This is a genomic window from Sodalis sp. RH15 (assembly GCF_047324255.1).
Classification (GTDB): Bacteria; Pseudomonadota; Gammaproteobacteria; order Enterobacterales; family Enterobacteriaceae; genus Acerihabitans; species Acerihabitans ligni.
This window is the reverse complement of the sequence record NZ_CP178738.1, coordinates 2,690,543-2,706,496: the sequence shown is the minus strand read 5'-3', so window position 1 is coordinate 2,706,496 and position 15,954 is coordinate 2,690,543. Positions and strand designations below refer to the sequence as shown.

Annotated in this window: 9 protein-coding genes; 6 read left to right on the top strand and 3 right to left on the bottom strand. The window is 53.6% G+C overall.

Going from position 1 to position 15,954, the window contains the following annotated elements:
• Nucleotides 1–56 precede the first annotated feature (56 nt).
• From ACL2XO_RS12485 to ACL2XO_RS12460, 6 genes are read left to right on the top strand one after another with little or no spacing between them, the layout of a single operon-like run.
• Nucleotides 57–1,037, top strand: coding sequence for a sugar phosphate isomerase/epimerase family protein (locus tag ACL2XO_RS12485; protein WP_413742850.1), 981 nt, complete (start codon nucleotides 57–59; stop codon nucleotides 1,035–1,037).
• Between the two features lie 21 nt (nucleotides 1,038–1,058).
• A complete protein-coding gene (locus ACL2XO_RS12480) occupies nucleotides 1,059–2,102 on the top strand; it encodes a substrate-binding domain-containing protein (protein WP_413742849.1) in 1,044 nt (347 codons plus the stop codon).
• Between the two features lie 39 nt (nucleotides 2,103–2,141).
• The gene (locus ACL2XO_RS12475) at nucleotides 2,142–3,638 is read left to right on the top strand and encodes a sugar ABC transporter ATP-binding protein (RefSeq protein WP_413742848.1); all 1,497 of its coding nucleotides are present in this window, start codon (nucleotides 2,142–2,144) and stop codon (nucleotides 3,636–3,638) included.
• Between the two features lie 43 nt (nucleotides 3,639–3,681).
• On the top strand, nucleotides 3,682–4,653 hold the full coding sequence (locus tag ACL2XO_RS12470) for an ABC transporter permease (protein WP_132922114.1): 972 nt from the start codon (nucleotides 3,682–3,684) through the stop codon (nucleotides 4,651–4,653).
• A 2-nt stretch (nucleotides 4,654–4,655) separates the two neighbouring features.
• Nucleotides 4,656–5,513, top strand: a complete 858-nt coding sequence (locus ACL2XO_RS12465; protein ID WP_132922115.1) for a MurR/RpiR family transcriptional regulator — start codon at nucleotides 4,656–4,658, stop codon at nucleotides 5,511–5,513.
• Nucleotides 5,513–6,391 (top strand): PfkB family carbohydrate kinase, encoded by an 879-nt coding sequence (locus ACL2XO_RS12460; RefSeq protein ID WP_413742847.1) that lies wholly within the window; start codon nucleotides 5,513–5,515, stop codon nucleotides 6,389–6,391. Before ACL2XO_RS12465 ends, ACL2XO_RS12460 begins: the two co-directional genes overlap by 1 nt.
• 189 nt (nucleotides 6,392–6,580) lie before the next feature.
• Here ACL2XO_RS12460 and ACL2XO_RS12455 read toward each other — a convergent pair whose 3' ends face one another.
• From ACL2XO_RS12455 to ACL2XO_RS12445, 3 genes are all read right to left on the bottom strand, one after another.
• The gene (locus ACL2XO_RS12455) at nucleotides 6,581–7,063 is read right to left on the bottom strand and encodes a cold shock domain-containing protein (RefSeq protein ID WP_413742846.1); all 483 of its coding nucleotides are present in this window, start codon (nucleotides 7,061–7,063) and stop codon (nucleotides 6,581–6,583) included.
• A gap of 430 nt (nucleotides 7,064–7,493) precedes the next feature.
• Nucleotides 7,494–9,860, bottom strand: coding sequence for a penicillin-binding protein 1C (gene pbpC / locus ACL2XO_RS12450; protein ID WP_413742845.1), 2,367 nt, complete (start codon nucleotides 9,858–9,860; stop codon nucleotides 7,494–7,496).
• Between the two features lie 57 nt (nucleotides 9,861–9,917).
• The gene (locus ACL2XO_RS12445) at nucleotides 9,918–15,935 is read right to left on the bottom strand and encodes an alpha-2-macroglobulin family protein (protein ID WP_413742844.1); all 6,018 of its coding nucleotides are present in this window, start codon (nucleotides 15,933–15,935) and stop codon (nucleotides 9,918–9,920) included.
• Nucleotides 15,936–15,954: the final 19 nt, after the last annotated feature.

Below are 15,954 nucleotides of genomic sequence, written 5' to 3'. Positions count from 1 at the left end.
ACTAAATAATGTAAAATAGAAAAGTACAATACGTACATAACCCAAGGGGAACCGTCATGACAGGACTGAAGTTTGCTACACGTTTAAACTCATTTGCCGCCAAAGCTTCCGCCTACTGGCCAGACATGAAGGGTAAACCCACGGTGATGCAGATGGTGGAAAGAGCCTCTAAAGTCAAAGGATTAACCCATCTTGACCTTAACTATCCACAACATATCGATTCTGATTTAAAAGCCCAAAGGCAACAGATTGAAGACTCAGGGCTGGTGGTCAACGGCATGGCGATGCGCTATGACAAGCCTGAATATAAGATTGGCGCCTTTACCAATCCCGATGAAAAAGTGAGGCGCGACGCCATTGAGCTTACCAAACGCGGCATCGATGCGGGCCGGGAATTCGGCACCAAACTGATGACTATCTGGCTGGGCCAGGACGGGTTTGATTACAGCTTTCAGGCCGACTACAAAAAAATGTGGGAACAGGCGGTAAGCGCAGTGCGGGAAGTGGCCGACTATGCGCCGGACTGCGACATCAGTATTGAATATAAACCGAATGAACCCCGTTCCTTTAGCATTTTCCCCAACGTGGCCACCTGCCTGCTGGCGATTGCCGAGGCCGGAAACGCCAATCTGGGCATTACCCTCGACTTCGCCCATGTCCTATACGCAGATGAAATCCCCGCCTTCGCCGCCGGCATGGTGGCGCGCCGTTCCCGCATCCTGGGCTTGCACCTGAATGACGGTTACGGCAAACGCGATGACGGTCTGATGGTGGCTTCGGTCAATCCCCGCGCCACGCTGGAACTATTGTGGCAGCTCCAACGCGACGGATTTAACGGCGCCTATTATTTCGATACCTTCCCGGATGCCAGCGGCCTTGACCCGGTACGGGAATGTGAACTCAATATTTCGACGGTGAAACAGCTGTTGGAAATGTCAGGCAAGCTGCTCGGGCACGACGGGTTGCAGGCCGGCATCGAACGCCAGGATGCGGTGACGACGCAACGCATCGTGAACGACATCATGCTCGCAAAATAATTAAAAAGAAGGAGTTCTATAATGAATAAAATCCTCTCTACCCTTATTGCCGCTTCAGTGTTCAGTTCGTCTCTACTCCATGCGGCGGATTTACCTCCGCTTCAGTCCGATACCGAACCCAATCGCATTGACTGGGCTCAATTGGATGCCAAATTCGGCCCGGTGCCCAAAGCCGGCCCGGATTTGAAAATCGGCGGCGTGTCGAAAACCTTGACCAACGAATACTGGCGTACCCTGGGCAAAGGGTATGCCAATGCCGCTAAACAGTACGGCGTTACCGTGGTGTATCAAGCCGCGGCCAATGAAGACGATCAGATGGGTCAATTGGCCATCGCGGAAACTTTGATTACACAGGGTTTTAAAGGGCTGCTGGTTTCACCGCAAACCGACGCCAACCTGGAGCCTGCCGTAGAAGAAGCGAAGTCAAAAGGCATCACGGTGATAAACGTTAACGATGCCGTCATGCCCGGTGCGGTTCACTATGTCGGTAATGTCCAAAAAGACAACGGCGTCCGCGTCGCCCAGTGGTTTATCAAAAATCGCCCGCAGGGCGGCAAAGTGGCGGTGATCGAAGGCCAACCTGGGGTATATGCGGCGCGCCAGCGTACGCAGGGTTTTCGTGAAACCATCGAAGCCGATAAAAAATTCCAGGTGGTGGCCAGCGTGCCGGCGAACTGGAGCCGTGAAACCGCCTACAACAATGCCGCGACCATTCTGCAACAGCATCCCGATCTGATTGGTTTCTATTCCAATAATGACGATATGGCCCTGGGCGTGGTGGAAGCGGTGCATGCCGCCGGCCTGACGAATAAGGTCGCGGTCTTCGGCACCGACGGTATTTCCGATGCCTATGCGTCCATTCTGCGCGGAGAACTCACCGGTACGGTTGACAGTTTCCCTGAACTGACGGGCGAAGTGGCGATGAACGTTGCCCTGCGCGTTATCGGCGGACAGCCGCTTCCCCGCGTGGTTTCAACGCCGCAGGCGATTATTACCAAAGACAACGCCCAGCAATTCAAAACGGCGAACCGGGATCAACTGATAAAACTGCTGCAACAAAACTAAGCGACCGCACGGGCACGGAGAGGGTTATGGGGAGGGGTTATGGAAATTAATCGTCTGGAAATGCGTAACGTGACCAAGGTCTACGGTAGCGTTACGGTACTGGAAGGCGTCAATCTTGCGGTGAAGGCCGGCGAGGTTCATGCCCTGATAGGAGAGAACGGCGCGGGGAAATCCACCCTCCTTAATGTTTTGTTCGGCATAACGGAAGCCAATGCCGGCGAAGTGGCGCTGGATGGCGAGGCGGTGACCATAAAAAACCCGCTGTCCGCCCGTAAGGCCGGTATCGCTATGATTCATCAGGAACTGCAGCACGTTCCGGAACTCTCCGTGGCGCAAAACATGTTTCTCGGCCGCCCCTTGACCAAACAAAAGGGGCTCTTTGTGGATAAAAAGGCGCAGTACGAAAAGGCCATACTCATCCTCAAGCGTTTGGATACCACCATTGATCCCAATGTGCCGATCAAGACCTTGAAAGTGGCGCAACAGCAAATCGTCGAAATCGGCCGGGCGCTGTTGGATGATGCCAAAATCATCGCAATGGATGAACCCACATCAAGTCTGACGCCCACCGAATTCGAACGCTTGGCGGAGCTGATCCTTGATCTCAAGAAGATGGGTGTATCCATCATTTATGTATCGCATAAAATGGATGAAATCTTCCGGGTCTGCGATCGGGCCACTATTCTGCGCGACGGCAAGCAGGTGGGCGTGGTGAATATCGCGGACGAGACCGAAGAGACGATAGTCACCAGGATGGTGGGCCGTAAGATCGACAAAATAAAGCACAATACGTTTTCCACCGGCAACGAAATATTGCGGGTGGAAAACCTGGGCAGGATTCCCGTGGTCAAGCCCACCAGTTTTTCCGTTTCCGCCGGTGAGGTCCTGGGTATTACCGGCTTGGTGGGCGCGGGCAGGACCGAACTGTTACGCCTCATCGCGGGTTTGGACAATAAAACCAGCGGCAAGGTGTATATCAAGGGCCATGAGATTAAGCCTCATAATATCAAGTCCACTATCCGGGCGGGTATCGGCCTGGTTCCGGAGGACAGAAAGAAAGAAGGGATCATCAAAGAAAGATCGGTGGCGGTAAACATGGCGCTGCCCTCCATGAGGCAATTCACTCAGCAAGGTTTGATTAACGGCAAAAAATTAAAGGATGTGGCATTCGGCGTCATGTCCAACTTAAACCTCAGGCCGCTGGATATTGAAAGATTCATCGGCACATTAAGCGGCGGTAACCAGCAAAAGGTGATTATCGGCAGATGGGTGGCGGCGAATACCGAGGTGTTTTTATTCGATGAACCCACACGGGGGATCGACATCGGCGCTAAATCGGAAATATATAATCTGATTGAAAAACTGGCGCGAGAAGGTAAAGCCATTATTGTGGTGTCCTCTGAAATGCCTGAAGTCATGCGAATTTCAGATCGCGTCCTGGTCATCAAAGGCGGGAAAATCACCGCCCAACTCACCGGCAATGAAATCACGGAAGAAAACATTGCCCAATATGCTATCAGCAGCACGGTGAATTAAATATTTATCAAAACATAATAAATTGATATCTTGAGGCTAAGCCATGAACGTTCAAGAGAATACCTTGCATAAAAGTTTTTATTCCAGATTTCGTAAATTTAATTTACGCGATGCGGGAACCCTGATTGGATTGATTATTATTGTCTGTGTATTTTCAGTACTGTCGCCGGTATTTTTGACGATACCGAACCTGCTCAATATTCTTCAGCAATCTTCCATTAATGCCGCCATTGCCCTCGGTATGACCCTGGTCATCATTTCGGGCTGCATCGATTTATCGGTGGGTTCAACGGCCGCCTTCTCGGCGGTGGTGGGCGCTTCATTAATGGTGGCGGGCGTGCCCGTTTCAATTTCCATTATCGGCGCGCTGGCGGTTGGCATGCTGTGCGGCGCCTTCAGCGGCGTACTGGTGGCCTATGCCGGCCTTCAGCCGTTCATTGTGACCCTCGGCGGATTGTCCCTGTTCCGGGCCATAGCCCTCATCTGCACCGGCGGCAACCCTATCTTCGGTATCCCGCCGGATTTCAGGAATTTCATCAACGGGCAATTTCTTGGTGTTCCCTGTCCGATTATCATCGTCGCCATCATTGCCATCATCCTGTGGGTCACCATGAACAAGACGCCATTGGGTGAATATATCCTCGCGGTGGGTGGTAATCAGGAAGCAGCCAGGGTCGCCGGCGTACCGGTGGAAAAGACAAAAGTCATCGTATTTGTTATTTCCGGCCTTCTGGCATCCCTATCTTCCCTGATCCTCATTGCCCGGCTGGGAGCGGCGGAACCCACCCTGGGCAACCTCTGGGAACTGGATGCCATCGCGGCGGCGGCCATCGGCGGCGCATCGCTGATGGGCGGAAAGGGTAGTATACTGGGTACGATTGTCGGCGCGATAATTTTAGGTGCGCTGCGTAACGGATTGACTTTAATGAACATTCAGGCATTCTATCAACTGCTTGCAACCGGCCTGATTATTATTGTTGCCATGCTGATAGACAGAACCACCAGAGGTAAATAGCAATGAAATACGATCCACGTGCGATAGGCGCTCAAATCCGTATGCGGTTGCCCCAATTAACGCCGTTGGAAATAAAGGTTGTAGAGTCAATAACGTCAAAAGAAAATCTGTCGGAAAGCACACCGCTGAAGGATATTGCCACCGAAAACAATGTCTCAGAAGCCATGATTGTTAAATTAGCCAAGAAACTCAATTTCACCGGTTTCAGAGATTTTAGAACCAGCCTGGTGCATTATAATCACTCCGAGGTGGCGAATCTTCATAAAGAAATCTCTCCGGACGATTCTTCTGAAGAATTGCTGGGAAAAGTATTCAAGACGTCAATTCAAGCAATAGAAGAAACCAAAGCCATTATTGATATCAAGGCATTTGAGCGGGCGGCGGAGATTATTTTTCGCGCCCGGAATATCGATCTATACGGTGTCGGCGGATCGGCGCAGATTGCCAGGGATATGTCGCACAAACTCTTGAAAATAGGCATTCGCGGGATGGTGCATGATGACTCCCACATGATGATGATGTCCGCATCCGTATTAAAAGATGATGATGTGGTGATCGCAATCAGCCACTCCGGCCGGACCAGGGCAGTCATTGAAGCGGTAAGGCTCGCATCGGGAAATGGCGCAAAAGTCATTACGATTTCCAATTATGTTGATTCGCCTATTGTGAAATATGCCGATGTGGAGCTCCATTCAACCTCCCAAGGTTCGCCTTTACTGGGTGAGAATGCAGCATCTCGTATAGCACAGCTCAATATATTGGATGCCTTGTTTGTCGCCATTGCCAAGAAAAACCTCAAGCTGGCGCAAGAAAACCTGAACAAGACGCAAATGGCGGTACGCAGCATGAGGGAAGAGTAATGGGCTTAAAAAAGATCCTGGTGGTAGGCAGTCTGCATTATGACATCATGGTGGATGCCCATCATCGGCCTGAAAAAGGCGAGACCGTTATCGGTCGCGGCTGTTCATATAAGTTTGGCGGCAAGGGCGGTAATCAGGCGATTGCAGCAGCCAAGGCGGGAGCCGACGTCACGTTTTTGGGCGCCGTGGGGGCGGATGACAATGGGAAATTCCTGCTCACCACGTTGCAAACGGCCGGCGTAGATACAAAGCACGTCGAGATTATCCACGCCATTGCTTCCGGGATGAGCGTGGCCATTACCGATGCTGATGGCGATTATGGCGCGGTGGTGGTATCAGGGGCCAATACAAAAATCAATACTGATAGATTATCCGACGATACTGTCTGGTCGGATGTCGGCATGCTGATCTTGCAAAACGAGGTTCCCGAAGCGGTGAATTTATCTGCCGCGCAAGAAGCCCGGCGTCGTCATGTTACCGTCTGTTTAAACGCTGCGCCGGCCAGAACCCTGTCGGCTGATTTCCAGCGCTGCATTGATGTACTGGTGGTCAACTCGGTTGAGGCGCGGGATATGTCCAGCGTGGCGGTAAACAGCCTCCATTCCGCCGGTGAAGCGGTCTTAGCGTTGAGAGCGCGTTTCCCCGTTGTGATAGTCACCGCCGGTGAATATGGTGTGGCTTTCTCCGATCGCGCAAATTCGTACGATTCACTGTCGGCGGAAAGAGTGAAATTAGTCAGCACCCATGGCGCCGGCGATTGTTTTATGGGCACATTCTGTAGGGCTTTCAATGAGGGCCGCCTGCTTAACGAGGCGATTGAGGCTGCAAACCATGCGGCGGCCATACACGTTTCCCAGCCCAAAACCGATAGGGATTAATAACTACGGGCGACGGCGGGAGAACCAATCATAGCTGCCGTCGAGGTATGCTCCCAAGCTGAACGCCCAGCCAGGTGGAAATGGAGTCTTGCAGGAGTATTGATTGCTCCGCCAGGGATAGTGTAATTATCCCGTATGCATGGGCTTTCTACGGTTTGTGGAAATCAGCTAAGAGCGGAATATAGTCATTCACACCCCGAGCATTTTCACCGTGGCATCCACGTCTATCTCATCCTCTGAGAAGATTAATGTCGTTCCCTGAAAGGTGGTAATCGCCAGTTTTTTCAGCGAGCGCATTTCACCAGGCTTCGCGGCTGATTTCGGCCTGATGCTGCTCATCAGCACACCCACAGACAGTACCGCGTTCTCTTTATCAATGCGGGTATCGGCAGACACCTCTTCGCTGTAAACCAGGTAAGACTTGATCGACGTAAGCTTAAGGCGCTCGCCTGCGATATAGATGTATTTGCTTTTCGATACAACTTTCACGGCATAAGCTGACAAACCCTTGTTATTAGTGGTGGCTTCGAAAGTCACCACCGCATCTTTCTTAATCAGCTCCGGGTTGGCGACTTTAATCACATGAAAATAACGGTTATCACCGTTTTCATCTTTGATAAAGCCAAAACCTTTATCTTTAAACCACGCTGTGACCGTTCCGTTCATCGCCATTAACCCCCTGCTTACTCGTTTATCTACTCAGTTTTTGCAGCGCGCAGTGTAAAGCACAATGCCTGCGCAAACTACGTCTTTGGGTTAAGTCTGGATGATAAATTTCTGGTATGCGAGGGGAACGGCCAGGTAAAGGCGTAAGCGACGCAGAGTGAAACGCTGCGGCCAGACGTGGCGAAAGAGTTAACCGCGGCTGTTGCAGTATAGGGTCTGACTGCTGGCGGTGGTCGTGGAAACGCTCAGCGGGTTCTGAAGTAATGCGCTCATGGCTACTCCTTGCATCCCGCTCCTTGTTGTTCTATTGACTGCCCCATCTTTAAGGTCAAATCAGGGCTCATCCCGATTGGATAGAGCATTGACCCTGATACCTGCATGCGGCAAAGCTCTCCACTATGACAAACCCCGCTAAGCCGCTTACCCGAGCCGGTCCCTAATTCACAATCTCTATATTGACCCACCGGCTATCGGCGCGTCCGCGATCGTCGACCGCCCGGATGCGATAGCGTCCCTTATTGATGGGCCGCCAATCGATTGCCGATTTATTGGCGGAGCTGCCAAGGTAGATCTCATCGACAAACCAGTACACCGTTTGGCTGTCGGCATCCGTTACCGCATTAAATGAAATCTGGTCTTGCCCCTGCTGTGATTGCCTCAGCGTATAAGTGGTATTCAGCAAAGGTGACGTAATGCGCGGCGGATTTCCGCTGACGTCCACAACGTCATCTTTACAGCGATTCACCGGTGGCTTGCGCTTGGGCAAACCGGCTTGCGCAAATACGTTTGCCAGATCCGACGGCCAGAACTCGAATACTTCGATACGGGTTTCCTCTTCATTGTAAGGCCGACAGGCTACCTCGCCGGTCAGTTTATCCAACCGCACCGGGCGGTAAACCGTGTCGACCTTGATCGGCGACTTACCGGGAATAAACCAGGCTTTTCCCTTCTGCTGACACCAGGGTGTCGATAAATCCCCGCTGGCGAGGCAGATTTCGACCCGCTTGAGCTGCTTGGGAAACGGATGTTTCGGTTCTTGCAAAGCGGGATAACTGGCGTTGATGCTATCGATGATATTGAAGAACAGCGGTGCGGCGGCATCCGTACCAACAAACACATTATTGCCTTTACTATCGAAATTCCCTTCCCACACCACCAAGACATAGGGACCAAAAATCCCGGCGCTCCAAGCATCGCGAAACCCCCACGAGGTACCGGTTTTCCAGTACACCGGCAACGCAGAGGGCTGCTGTACCAGCGTATCGCCGGGACGACGGTGCTGGCGCAGCATATCGAGTGTCATGAAACTGGCTTCTTCGCTCAATAACCTTGTCGGCGTTGGTGTCGGATCGTTTTTTTGCATCCGCAGCGGTAGGAGTTCGCCACGATTCGCCAGTAAAGCATACAGTTTTGCCACTTCCTGCATAGTCACCTCGCCGCCGCCCAATACCAGCGACAGACCATAGTGGTTCTCGCTGGACATATTGGAGATGCCGGAAACCCGCAGGAACTGATAGAACGTCGGCCGCCGAAGCTGCGAAGCGACATATACGGCGGGAATATTACGGCTGAAGTTCAGGGCATCGGTCCCGGTGACCGGTCCTAGAAAACGCCGGTCAAAATTCTCAGGCGCATAGGCGCCAAATGCCGACGGCACATCTTTCAGGATGGTCATCGGATGCAGCACCCCCTGCTCCATCCCCAGCGCATAAATAAAGGGTTTGAGCGCCGAACCCGGCGAACGTTTGGCAGTAGTGCCGTTTACTTGCCCCTGAATGCCGCGATTGTAATAATCGGCCGACCCCACCAGCGCACGTATGCCCATATCACGGGTATCCACCAGCAGCACGGCGGCATTATGGATGCCACGGCTCTCGTTACGGAGTATAAAGGCATTCATCTGCCGCTCGACAAGCCGTTGTAAACCAGCATCCAGCGTAGTGTCGATGCGGGTATCCGTGCCTATATAGTGCCGATTTTGCCGGCGGAGCTGCTCGATGAAATGCGGCGCGATATAAGGCATCTGCTCGGGCTGACGCAGCGCCAGGGGCAACCTGAACAATGCATTCTGGCTGCTGTCGGCCGAGTAATACTTCTGCCAGCGTTGGAAGAGCCGGTTGCGCGCCTGCGCCAGCACGGCGCTTAGCACGCCGGTTTTGACATCAATACGATAACTCGGCGATTGCGGCAACACGGCCAGCGTCAGCGCCTCTGGCAAGGTCAGATCTTTCGGCGCCTTATTAAAATAAATCAAGCTGGCCGCGCCTATGCTTTCGATATTGCGGCCATAAGGCGCGTAGTTAAGATAGGCTTCAAGAATGTCGTGTTTGGAATAAGCCAGTTCCAGCTGCACCGCACGCAGCACCTGCATTATTTTGCCCGACGGTGTTCGGGTGTTCAGATGCCAGCGCATGCGCGCCAGTTGCATGGTGATGGTCGAGCCACCCTGCCTTAGTCCACCCGCAACATAACTGCGCCAGAAACCCCGTATCAGGCTGAACGGGTTGAAGCCGGGGTTGTAGTAAAACCAGCGATCTTCATGCAGCAACAAGCCTTGAACCATCAATGAAGATACCTGTTCCAGCGGTGTCCACAAACGGTAGCGGTCGTCATTAGCGAGAGTGATACGCATCAGCGTACCCTGCCGGTCATAATAGACAGACGAAAAAGGCTGCTCCCGGGAAAGGGGCGGATGAGGATACAGACGGCACGCCAACGCGATCAGCGCCAGTAGAAAAACCGCCATGGCGATATTTTGCAGCAGGTATTTAATTGCTTTGGGAACAGAGTGAAAAATGTTCATTTTGTTACTCGGCACAGGTCACGCCCCGCAGCCACTGAAAGGGCGCGACCTGAGTTATTATTTTTTAGCCACAGCCGCGCTGTCAGCAGGCACGACCACCAGCTTACGGTCGCTGACCGACAGTGCCTGAATCTCGCGGTCATACATGGCTTCGCCATAAGCCGGCGGGATCACGAAGCTGCCGGTATTGGTGGCTTTAATCTGGTATATAAACTCCTGCACATCGGTGCTGGCGCTGCCATAGATAACAACACGATCCTCGCGAATATCGCTGTAATCCGGCGCCCAGGTGGAGCCGGATGCAGCCAGCGGCGATTGCCATGAGGCCGGGGCGTCACCGTCGCTGTCGTCAGAGTCCGGTTCCGGCGGCGTTTGCTGCACCACTTCAAAACCGCCCGGCAATAAATCGACAATCGCCAGATTGCTTTGGCCTTCTTTCGCGTTGGCGCGGATTTTCAGATGAACGTTTATCTTCTGTCCCAGTGTGACCTGATTAACAGGTTTGCCCTGTTCGTCGGTATAATCACGAGTAATTTCCAGACCGCGCGAAATGGCTTTTTTCGGCGCGCTCAGATCGTAACCGGCCTGCGTCACCACATACCAGGCCGGCGCGTCATTATCATTTTCAAAGCGGATTGCTTGCGCATCGGCAGTAAAGCGACCTTTGGCGAACAGTCCCTGCAGGCTGGAAATCACCTGAGAACCGATATCGCTGTTTTTGCCGATCTGCGTGATTTTCAGCGCGTCCGGCGTATTGGCTTGCGCCGCCACCTGAGCTGAATAACTCTCCAGCGCCAGAATACTCATCGCCGATGAATAGGTGGTATAACGCTCCTCTTTGAGAGCGCTGATCATATTTTCCAGCACCTGCGGCGGAATCGAGGATACTTTTTCCGGGAAGTGGCGGGCGATCAAATACAGCCGCGTGGCATCCTGTACCAGCGGGTCGAAGTAATTCTGCGTCCACCAGGATTTTCCATACGCATTGCTCAGTTGTTTCCAGATCGGCTGCAACAACGTGTTGGCCACATCATCCATTTTCAACAGACGATAGGACGATGCCAGATACAATGCGCTGAGATCGGTCGCCCAGCGGTCAGGATAGCGTTGCCGTAAGGTATCCTGCACCGAAGCCAGCTGGCTGGTGGTGATTTCCCCCTGACGGGTCAGCAGATAAACCGCCCACGCGCGCAGACGCAAAGAGTATAAATTTTCATTCTGATTGGCGGCCAGCCCGCGCAATGAGGCGTTGGCCTCTTCCAGCATACCGGCTGGCAGGGCATATCCCGAGGCTTTAGCTTCCAGCAGGAACTGCACCACATACGTCGTCACGAACGGATCGGTTTTCGGCGATGAGCGCCACAGGCCAATCGCACCGCTGTCATTCTGCCGCGAGCGCAGAACAGCAAGCATGTTTTTCAGCTGCTTACTGTTTTCTGCCTGGCTCGTATTGCCTTGCAGTTCCGGATGCAGACCTTCAAGGATCAATGGAATCGATCGGCTGACAATCTGCTCGGAACAGTAATAGGGATAATCCGCCAGATATTGCGACAACCCGCCGGCCAGCACTAAGGGCGAGTTGGAGACCGCCGCCTTGCGCACCGCGTAGGCATCGAACATCTGGCGCAGATTATCGACGCTCTGGCTGCTGCCGCTCATGCGTCCCATGATGGATTGGGTACGGAATGGCATCGCCGGACGCACCGAGGTGCTGAGGGTTCGGCGGCTGGTCATGTCCCTGAATTCGTTATTCAGGATCCGGGCATCAAATACCAGCGGCGCATCGCCCGGAACGGCTTTGGCGCGCAAGCGGAAGCTGATCACGCCTTCACGTTTTTCAGCCAAAGACAGGGTTTGATCCGCGCTCCCGACCACTTCCAACTGAGGTGGAACGGTCAGATGCACCGCAATAGGCACTGTGCCGGCGTTCAGACCTTCGAGGTTGTTACTGACACCGACGCTGACATCGAATTCATCGCCGGGCGCGATCATCGACGGCACATTCGGCGTCATAATGACGCTGTCGCGCACGGTCGCCGAGGTCTGCGCTTTACCGATTTTGTCCGGCGTTACGGAAATCGCCATTACGCGAATTTTGCCATTAAAGTAATCCGGGACCGGATAGTCGAACTGCTTCTCGCCGTTTACTTCGGTAATACCGGACCAATATGCCACCGGCTTGTCGCGCTTGCGTTTGAACGGATTCACATTGACATCCAGCCCTTCGCCGCCGTCACCGCCCGGCGCAGCCGCCAGCTGCATAAACTTGCTGAACTCCGGCAGAATCAGGTCAAGGATTTGTGAGCTTTCAACGCCCAATATGCGTTTGCGGAAGAAGTACTCGAGCGGATCTTTCAGGCGATAACGCCCCACCTGCAAAATACCTTCGTCGACAGCAAACAGCGCAACCTGCTGCGGGCCATCGGTATTCACGGTTATCGGAAGATTTTCCCCCGGTTTAATCACAGCAGGCGCAGCAATTTTTAAAGAGTTTTGACGAGACTGTGTGCTGACGCTGAACGGCATGACGCCATAGCTCAGCGGGCTCATGAAAATTTCATTGGAATTCACGTCACGCACGAACTGTACGTTGATATAGCCGTTGCCTTCCATGCCGGCCGGAATGCGGATCTTCTGCACCGAACTGGTGGTATCGGTGTGGAACCACTGCCAGCTGTAGACTTTTTCCCTTTCGATGGTAATCAATCCACTGCCGGTATACGGCGCGTTGATAGACACGTCGATTACATCGCCCGGCAGGTATTTCGCCAAATTCAGCTTCAGCTTAAGTTCAGCATTACGATCCAGGGAACGGCTGAGATTGGCGTCGCCGGCGACCGTATAGGCTATGCGGTTCAGCACTTTGCCCTGGGCGTTTTGAATCACCAGCACAAAATCGCCCGGCCTATCGGTTGCAAGGGTTATGTCATTGCTTTGCGCATTCAGCGCCAACGGCTGTTCCGACAACTGCACTTCTTTCAGTTTCGACTGATATTTGTAGACGCCGGAATCCTGCTTGGTCAGCACCGAAATGTATTTCTGCTCGATAAGCGCCATTTTCAAATCCGGCAACGCAATGCGCTTAAGCGCGGGATCGACGGCAATCATATCCAGATGCCGAACGGCAGCGCGGTTGATGTAGCCTAAATCGCCATCCGCTTTCACGCCCACCAGATAGTCATAAGGCGACACCAATACGCGGGCTGTGGCCGCCACGGAACGTCCGCCGCCCGCCGCAAAGGCTTCTGACAGCAATTGCAGCTGATACGTCGCGTCAGCATAAGATTTGAGATCCAGCGGTATATTCGCCGCGCCGCTGACATCGGTTGAGCGGTCCTCAAGCTCGGTCTCAAATCCGTCGCTGTTGCGGCGGTTTTCGTAAAACGCATATCCGGGGAACTGCTCAAAGCTGGGATACATCGGGCGCAACGTCAGTTTCGACGTCACCCGCCGGCCCTGCGCCGGCGTCCCGAACAGATTCTGGACATCGATATTGGCCTGCAGTTCCGACGGTTTGACCCAACCCTGCTTACGGTCCGGCGCCAATTGCAATTTCACTTTCAGTTGATCCGGCTCGAATTCTTTCACGTTCACCGCGGTATGACCCAGCAGCGTGGACGATTCATTGTTTTTGCCAACCAGATACAGATAGATGTTCCATTCACCCGTCGGAGAATTGTCGTCGGTGGTGTAGCTCAGCTCATTGAAGCCACTGTCGCCCAGCGTCAGCGGAATAGTGTTCATCAGTTTGTCGCGCGGGTCGTGAATTTCAGCGCGCACCGGCACGCCGGCTAATCCCGTGCGCCAGTCGGCAGCGCGGGTAATCAGGCCGATATTAAAAGTGTCCCCCGGGCGGTACACACCACGATCGGAGAACAGATAGCTGCTCAGCGCGCGCGGATCGTCCGGCGTTTCATCACCGTCGACGTCGAAACGTGAGAAGTCCAGGCCGCGGTCATTGTTACGACCGGCTGGCAGAAATGAAACATCGCCCTCTTTTTCCACCAGGAATATGACCGGCTGGCGCTCGTTGGTGTAGACATCCAGCGGCGGGAAACGCACATGGCCGTCGGCGCCGGTGGTTTGATTCAGCAGCGTGGCGCCGTTTTTGGCGATAACCGACACTTTGGCGCCGTTGACCGGCGTACCGTTGTGAATCGATTGCACAAATACGTCGCGGGTCTTATCCTGCGAACGCTTGGCGATAATCCCCAAATCAGTCACGACCACAAAGCGCGAATCGCCGACCGGCGCTTCATCTCCGTCCCGGTATTCCTCCTGATATTGATAGCCATGATCGGTGGCCGGGGTATCTTTCTTTTCCTTTGGATCCCAGGGTGATAGCGTCAGCAGGAAGACGCCGCGATGCGAGCTCGGATCGGTGGATAAATAACGCGAGAGATCGACGCCCTGATAATTCACCTCGCCCGGTTTGTCATTATTTACCGCTGCCCGGTATTTGAAGTGTTCGGTAAAATACTCGTCATTCAGGCGGTTGAATTCCGCCGATGAATATTCACGGCTCTTGAATGAAACGATATGTTGCAGCTGGCTCGGGATCACCCGTTTGATATCGAGACGCAGCCCCGGCACATTACGCGCCGCGATACTGATTTGCTTGTCGCCGTTAACCGACAACAGCGATCCTTGCGACATGAATTGCAGGGATTTTGGATAATCCGGGACCTGCACGATACGGTAGACCTTTTCCGGCATTTTATAGCCGCCGGAAGAGGTCAATATATTATCGATTTCAACCAACATAGCGCGGTGCGCAGGCGCATCGAAGCGGAAGCTGAACTGCGGCTGGGCGTCATTTTCCGCCTCATCAAGCTTGATATCCAGCGGCGTGGATAACGCGAATACATTGTTTTCAACGCTCGACACGTCCCAGTGGGCATAATCATCCGGGCCTTGACCGGTTTCATGATCATTGGGGTTGTGCTGCGGCAACAACCAGACTTTCACCGCGCGGCGAATGTCTTTATCTTTAACCGCATCGCTGAAAGCAATAATCAATGCGCGCTCGCCTTTCGCACCCTCGGCGACGACGACCTGCGCGCTGGCTTCATTTACCTTCAGGCTGTAGAGCGTCGGTACGGAAACCCGGCTCTCACGGGCCAGCGTGGTGGCATTCGACGGCACTGAAGCTTTTACGCCCTTACCGATGGCGATATGCACCGAACCGCCGTGGTCAAAGGATTTCAGCGGTTCGGAATGCACCCAGGCGTTGAGCTTTTTCTGGTCATAGACCACGGAATAATTGAGCTTTGATTCGGTTTTGGCTCCGCCTTGGGTCAGGCCGAGGGCGATTTGCTTTTCGAAACTGGCGACATCCACCGGCGCATTGAATTTGACGTTGAAAATTGCGCTTCGTTTCTGCGGCTCCTGCGGGTCTTGGTAATATTCGGCTTCGCCAAATTTATAATCGAACTCCGGTACGCTGAAGCCATAACCGGTTACCTTCAGCCTGTTTTGCGGCGCGAGCAGGAGGCCGGGAGTGAAATCCACTTCATAGCCGGCGCCCATCGGCAACGGATTTTTCGGCGTGAAGACTAGCGTATCGCCGCTTACCCATTGCCACTCGCCCTCGATAGCCGGTTTCAGCGAAATGCCCCTACCCACCACTTTGCCTACGTCTGTCAGCGGTGCGGCGGAGTAGTTGAAAGTAAAAACCACCCGCTGCGGCGCAGCCTTTTGCGCCACGTAATTCACCGTTTCAGGGTTGCTGACGCGTATGCTGGTATTTTGGTACACCATCGGCGCCGGCACCATCGGCTGCGGCCGGTTTTGCCACCAATACCAGCCGTAAACGGCCGAGCCAGCGGCGCAAACCAAGACCAATACCGTTATGCCGATGGCTTTCGGATGCCGGTCCATCCCTCGGTCGGCATGCTGACAGCCGCGCCTGAGCCAGCCGGACATCGCCACCCACCAGGCCGGCGCGCGCCAGTCGATATTACCGACAATCGGCTTGAGAACGCGGCACAGCAGCGCCAGGATAACGGAAAGCGCCCAAATGCCGCATTTTATCAGGGTAAAGGGCAAGCGTAGCAAGAATCTGAGTAAATCCATTAGTAGAGGTATCCCTAAT

What these genes read in the sequence shown, in the direction of transcription:
- ACL2XO_RS12485 (WP_413742850.1), top strand. Translation starts at nt 57, where the DNA reads ATGACAGGACTGAAGTTTGCTACACGTTTAAACTCATTTGCCGCCAAA.
- ACL2XO_RS12480 (WP_413742849.1), top strand. Translation starts at nt 1,059, where the DNA reads ATGAATAAAATCCTCTCTACCCTTATTGCCGCTTCAGTGTTCAGTTCG.
- ACL2XO_RS12475 (WP_413742848.1), top strand. Translation starts at nt 2,142, where the DNA reads ATGGAAATTAATCGTCTGGAAATGCGTAACGTGACCAAGGTCTACGGT.
- ACL2XO_RS12470 (WP_132922114.1), top strand. Translation starts at nt 3,682, where the DNA reads ATGAACGTTCAAGAGAATACCTTGCATAAAAGTTTTTATTCCAGATTT.
- ACL2XO_RS12465 (WP_132922115.1), top strand. Translation starts at nt 4,656, where the DNA reads ATGAAATACGATCCACGTGCGATAGGCGCTCAAATCCGTATGCGGTTG.
- ACL2XO_RS12460 (WP_413742847.1), top strand. Translation starts at nt 5,513, where the DNA reads ATGGGCTTAAAAAAGATCCTGGTGGTAGGCAGTCTGCATTATGACATC.
- ACL2XO_RS12455 (WP_413742846.1), bottom strand. Translation starts at nt 7,063, where the DNA reads ATGGCGATGAACGGAACGGTCACAGCGTGGTTTAAAGATAAAGGTTTT.
- pbpC (WP_413742845.1), bottom strand. Translation starts at nt 9,860, where the DNA reads ATGAACATTTTTCACTCTGTTCCCAAAGCAATTAAATACCTGCTGCAA.
- ACL2XO_RS12445 (WP_413742844.1), bottom strand. Translation starts at nt 15,935, where the DNA reads ATGGATTTACTCAGATTCTTGCTACGCTTGCCCTTTACCCTGATAAAA.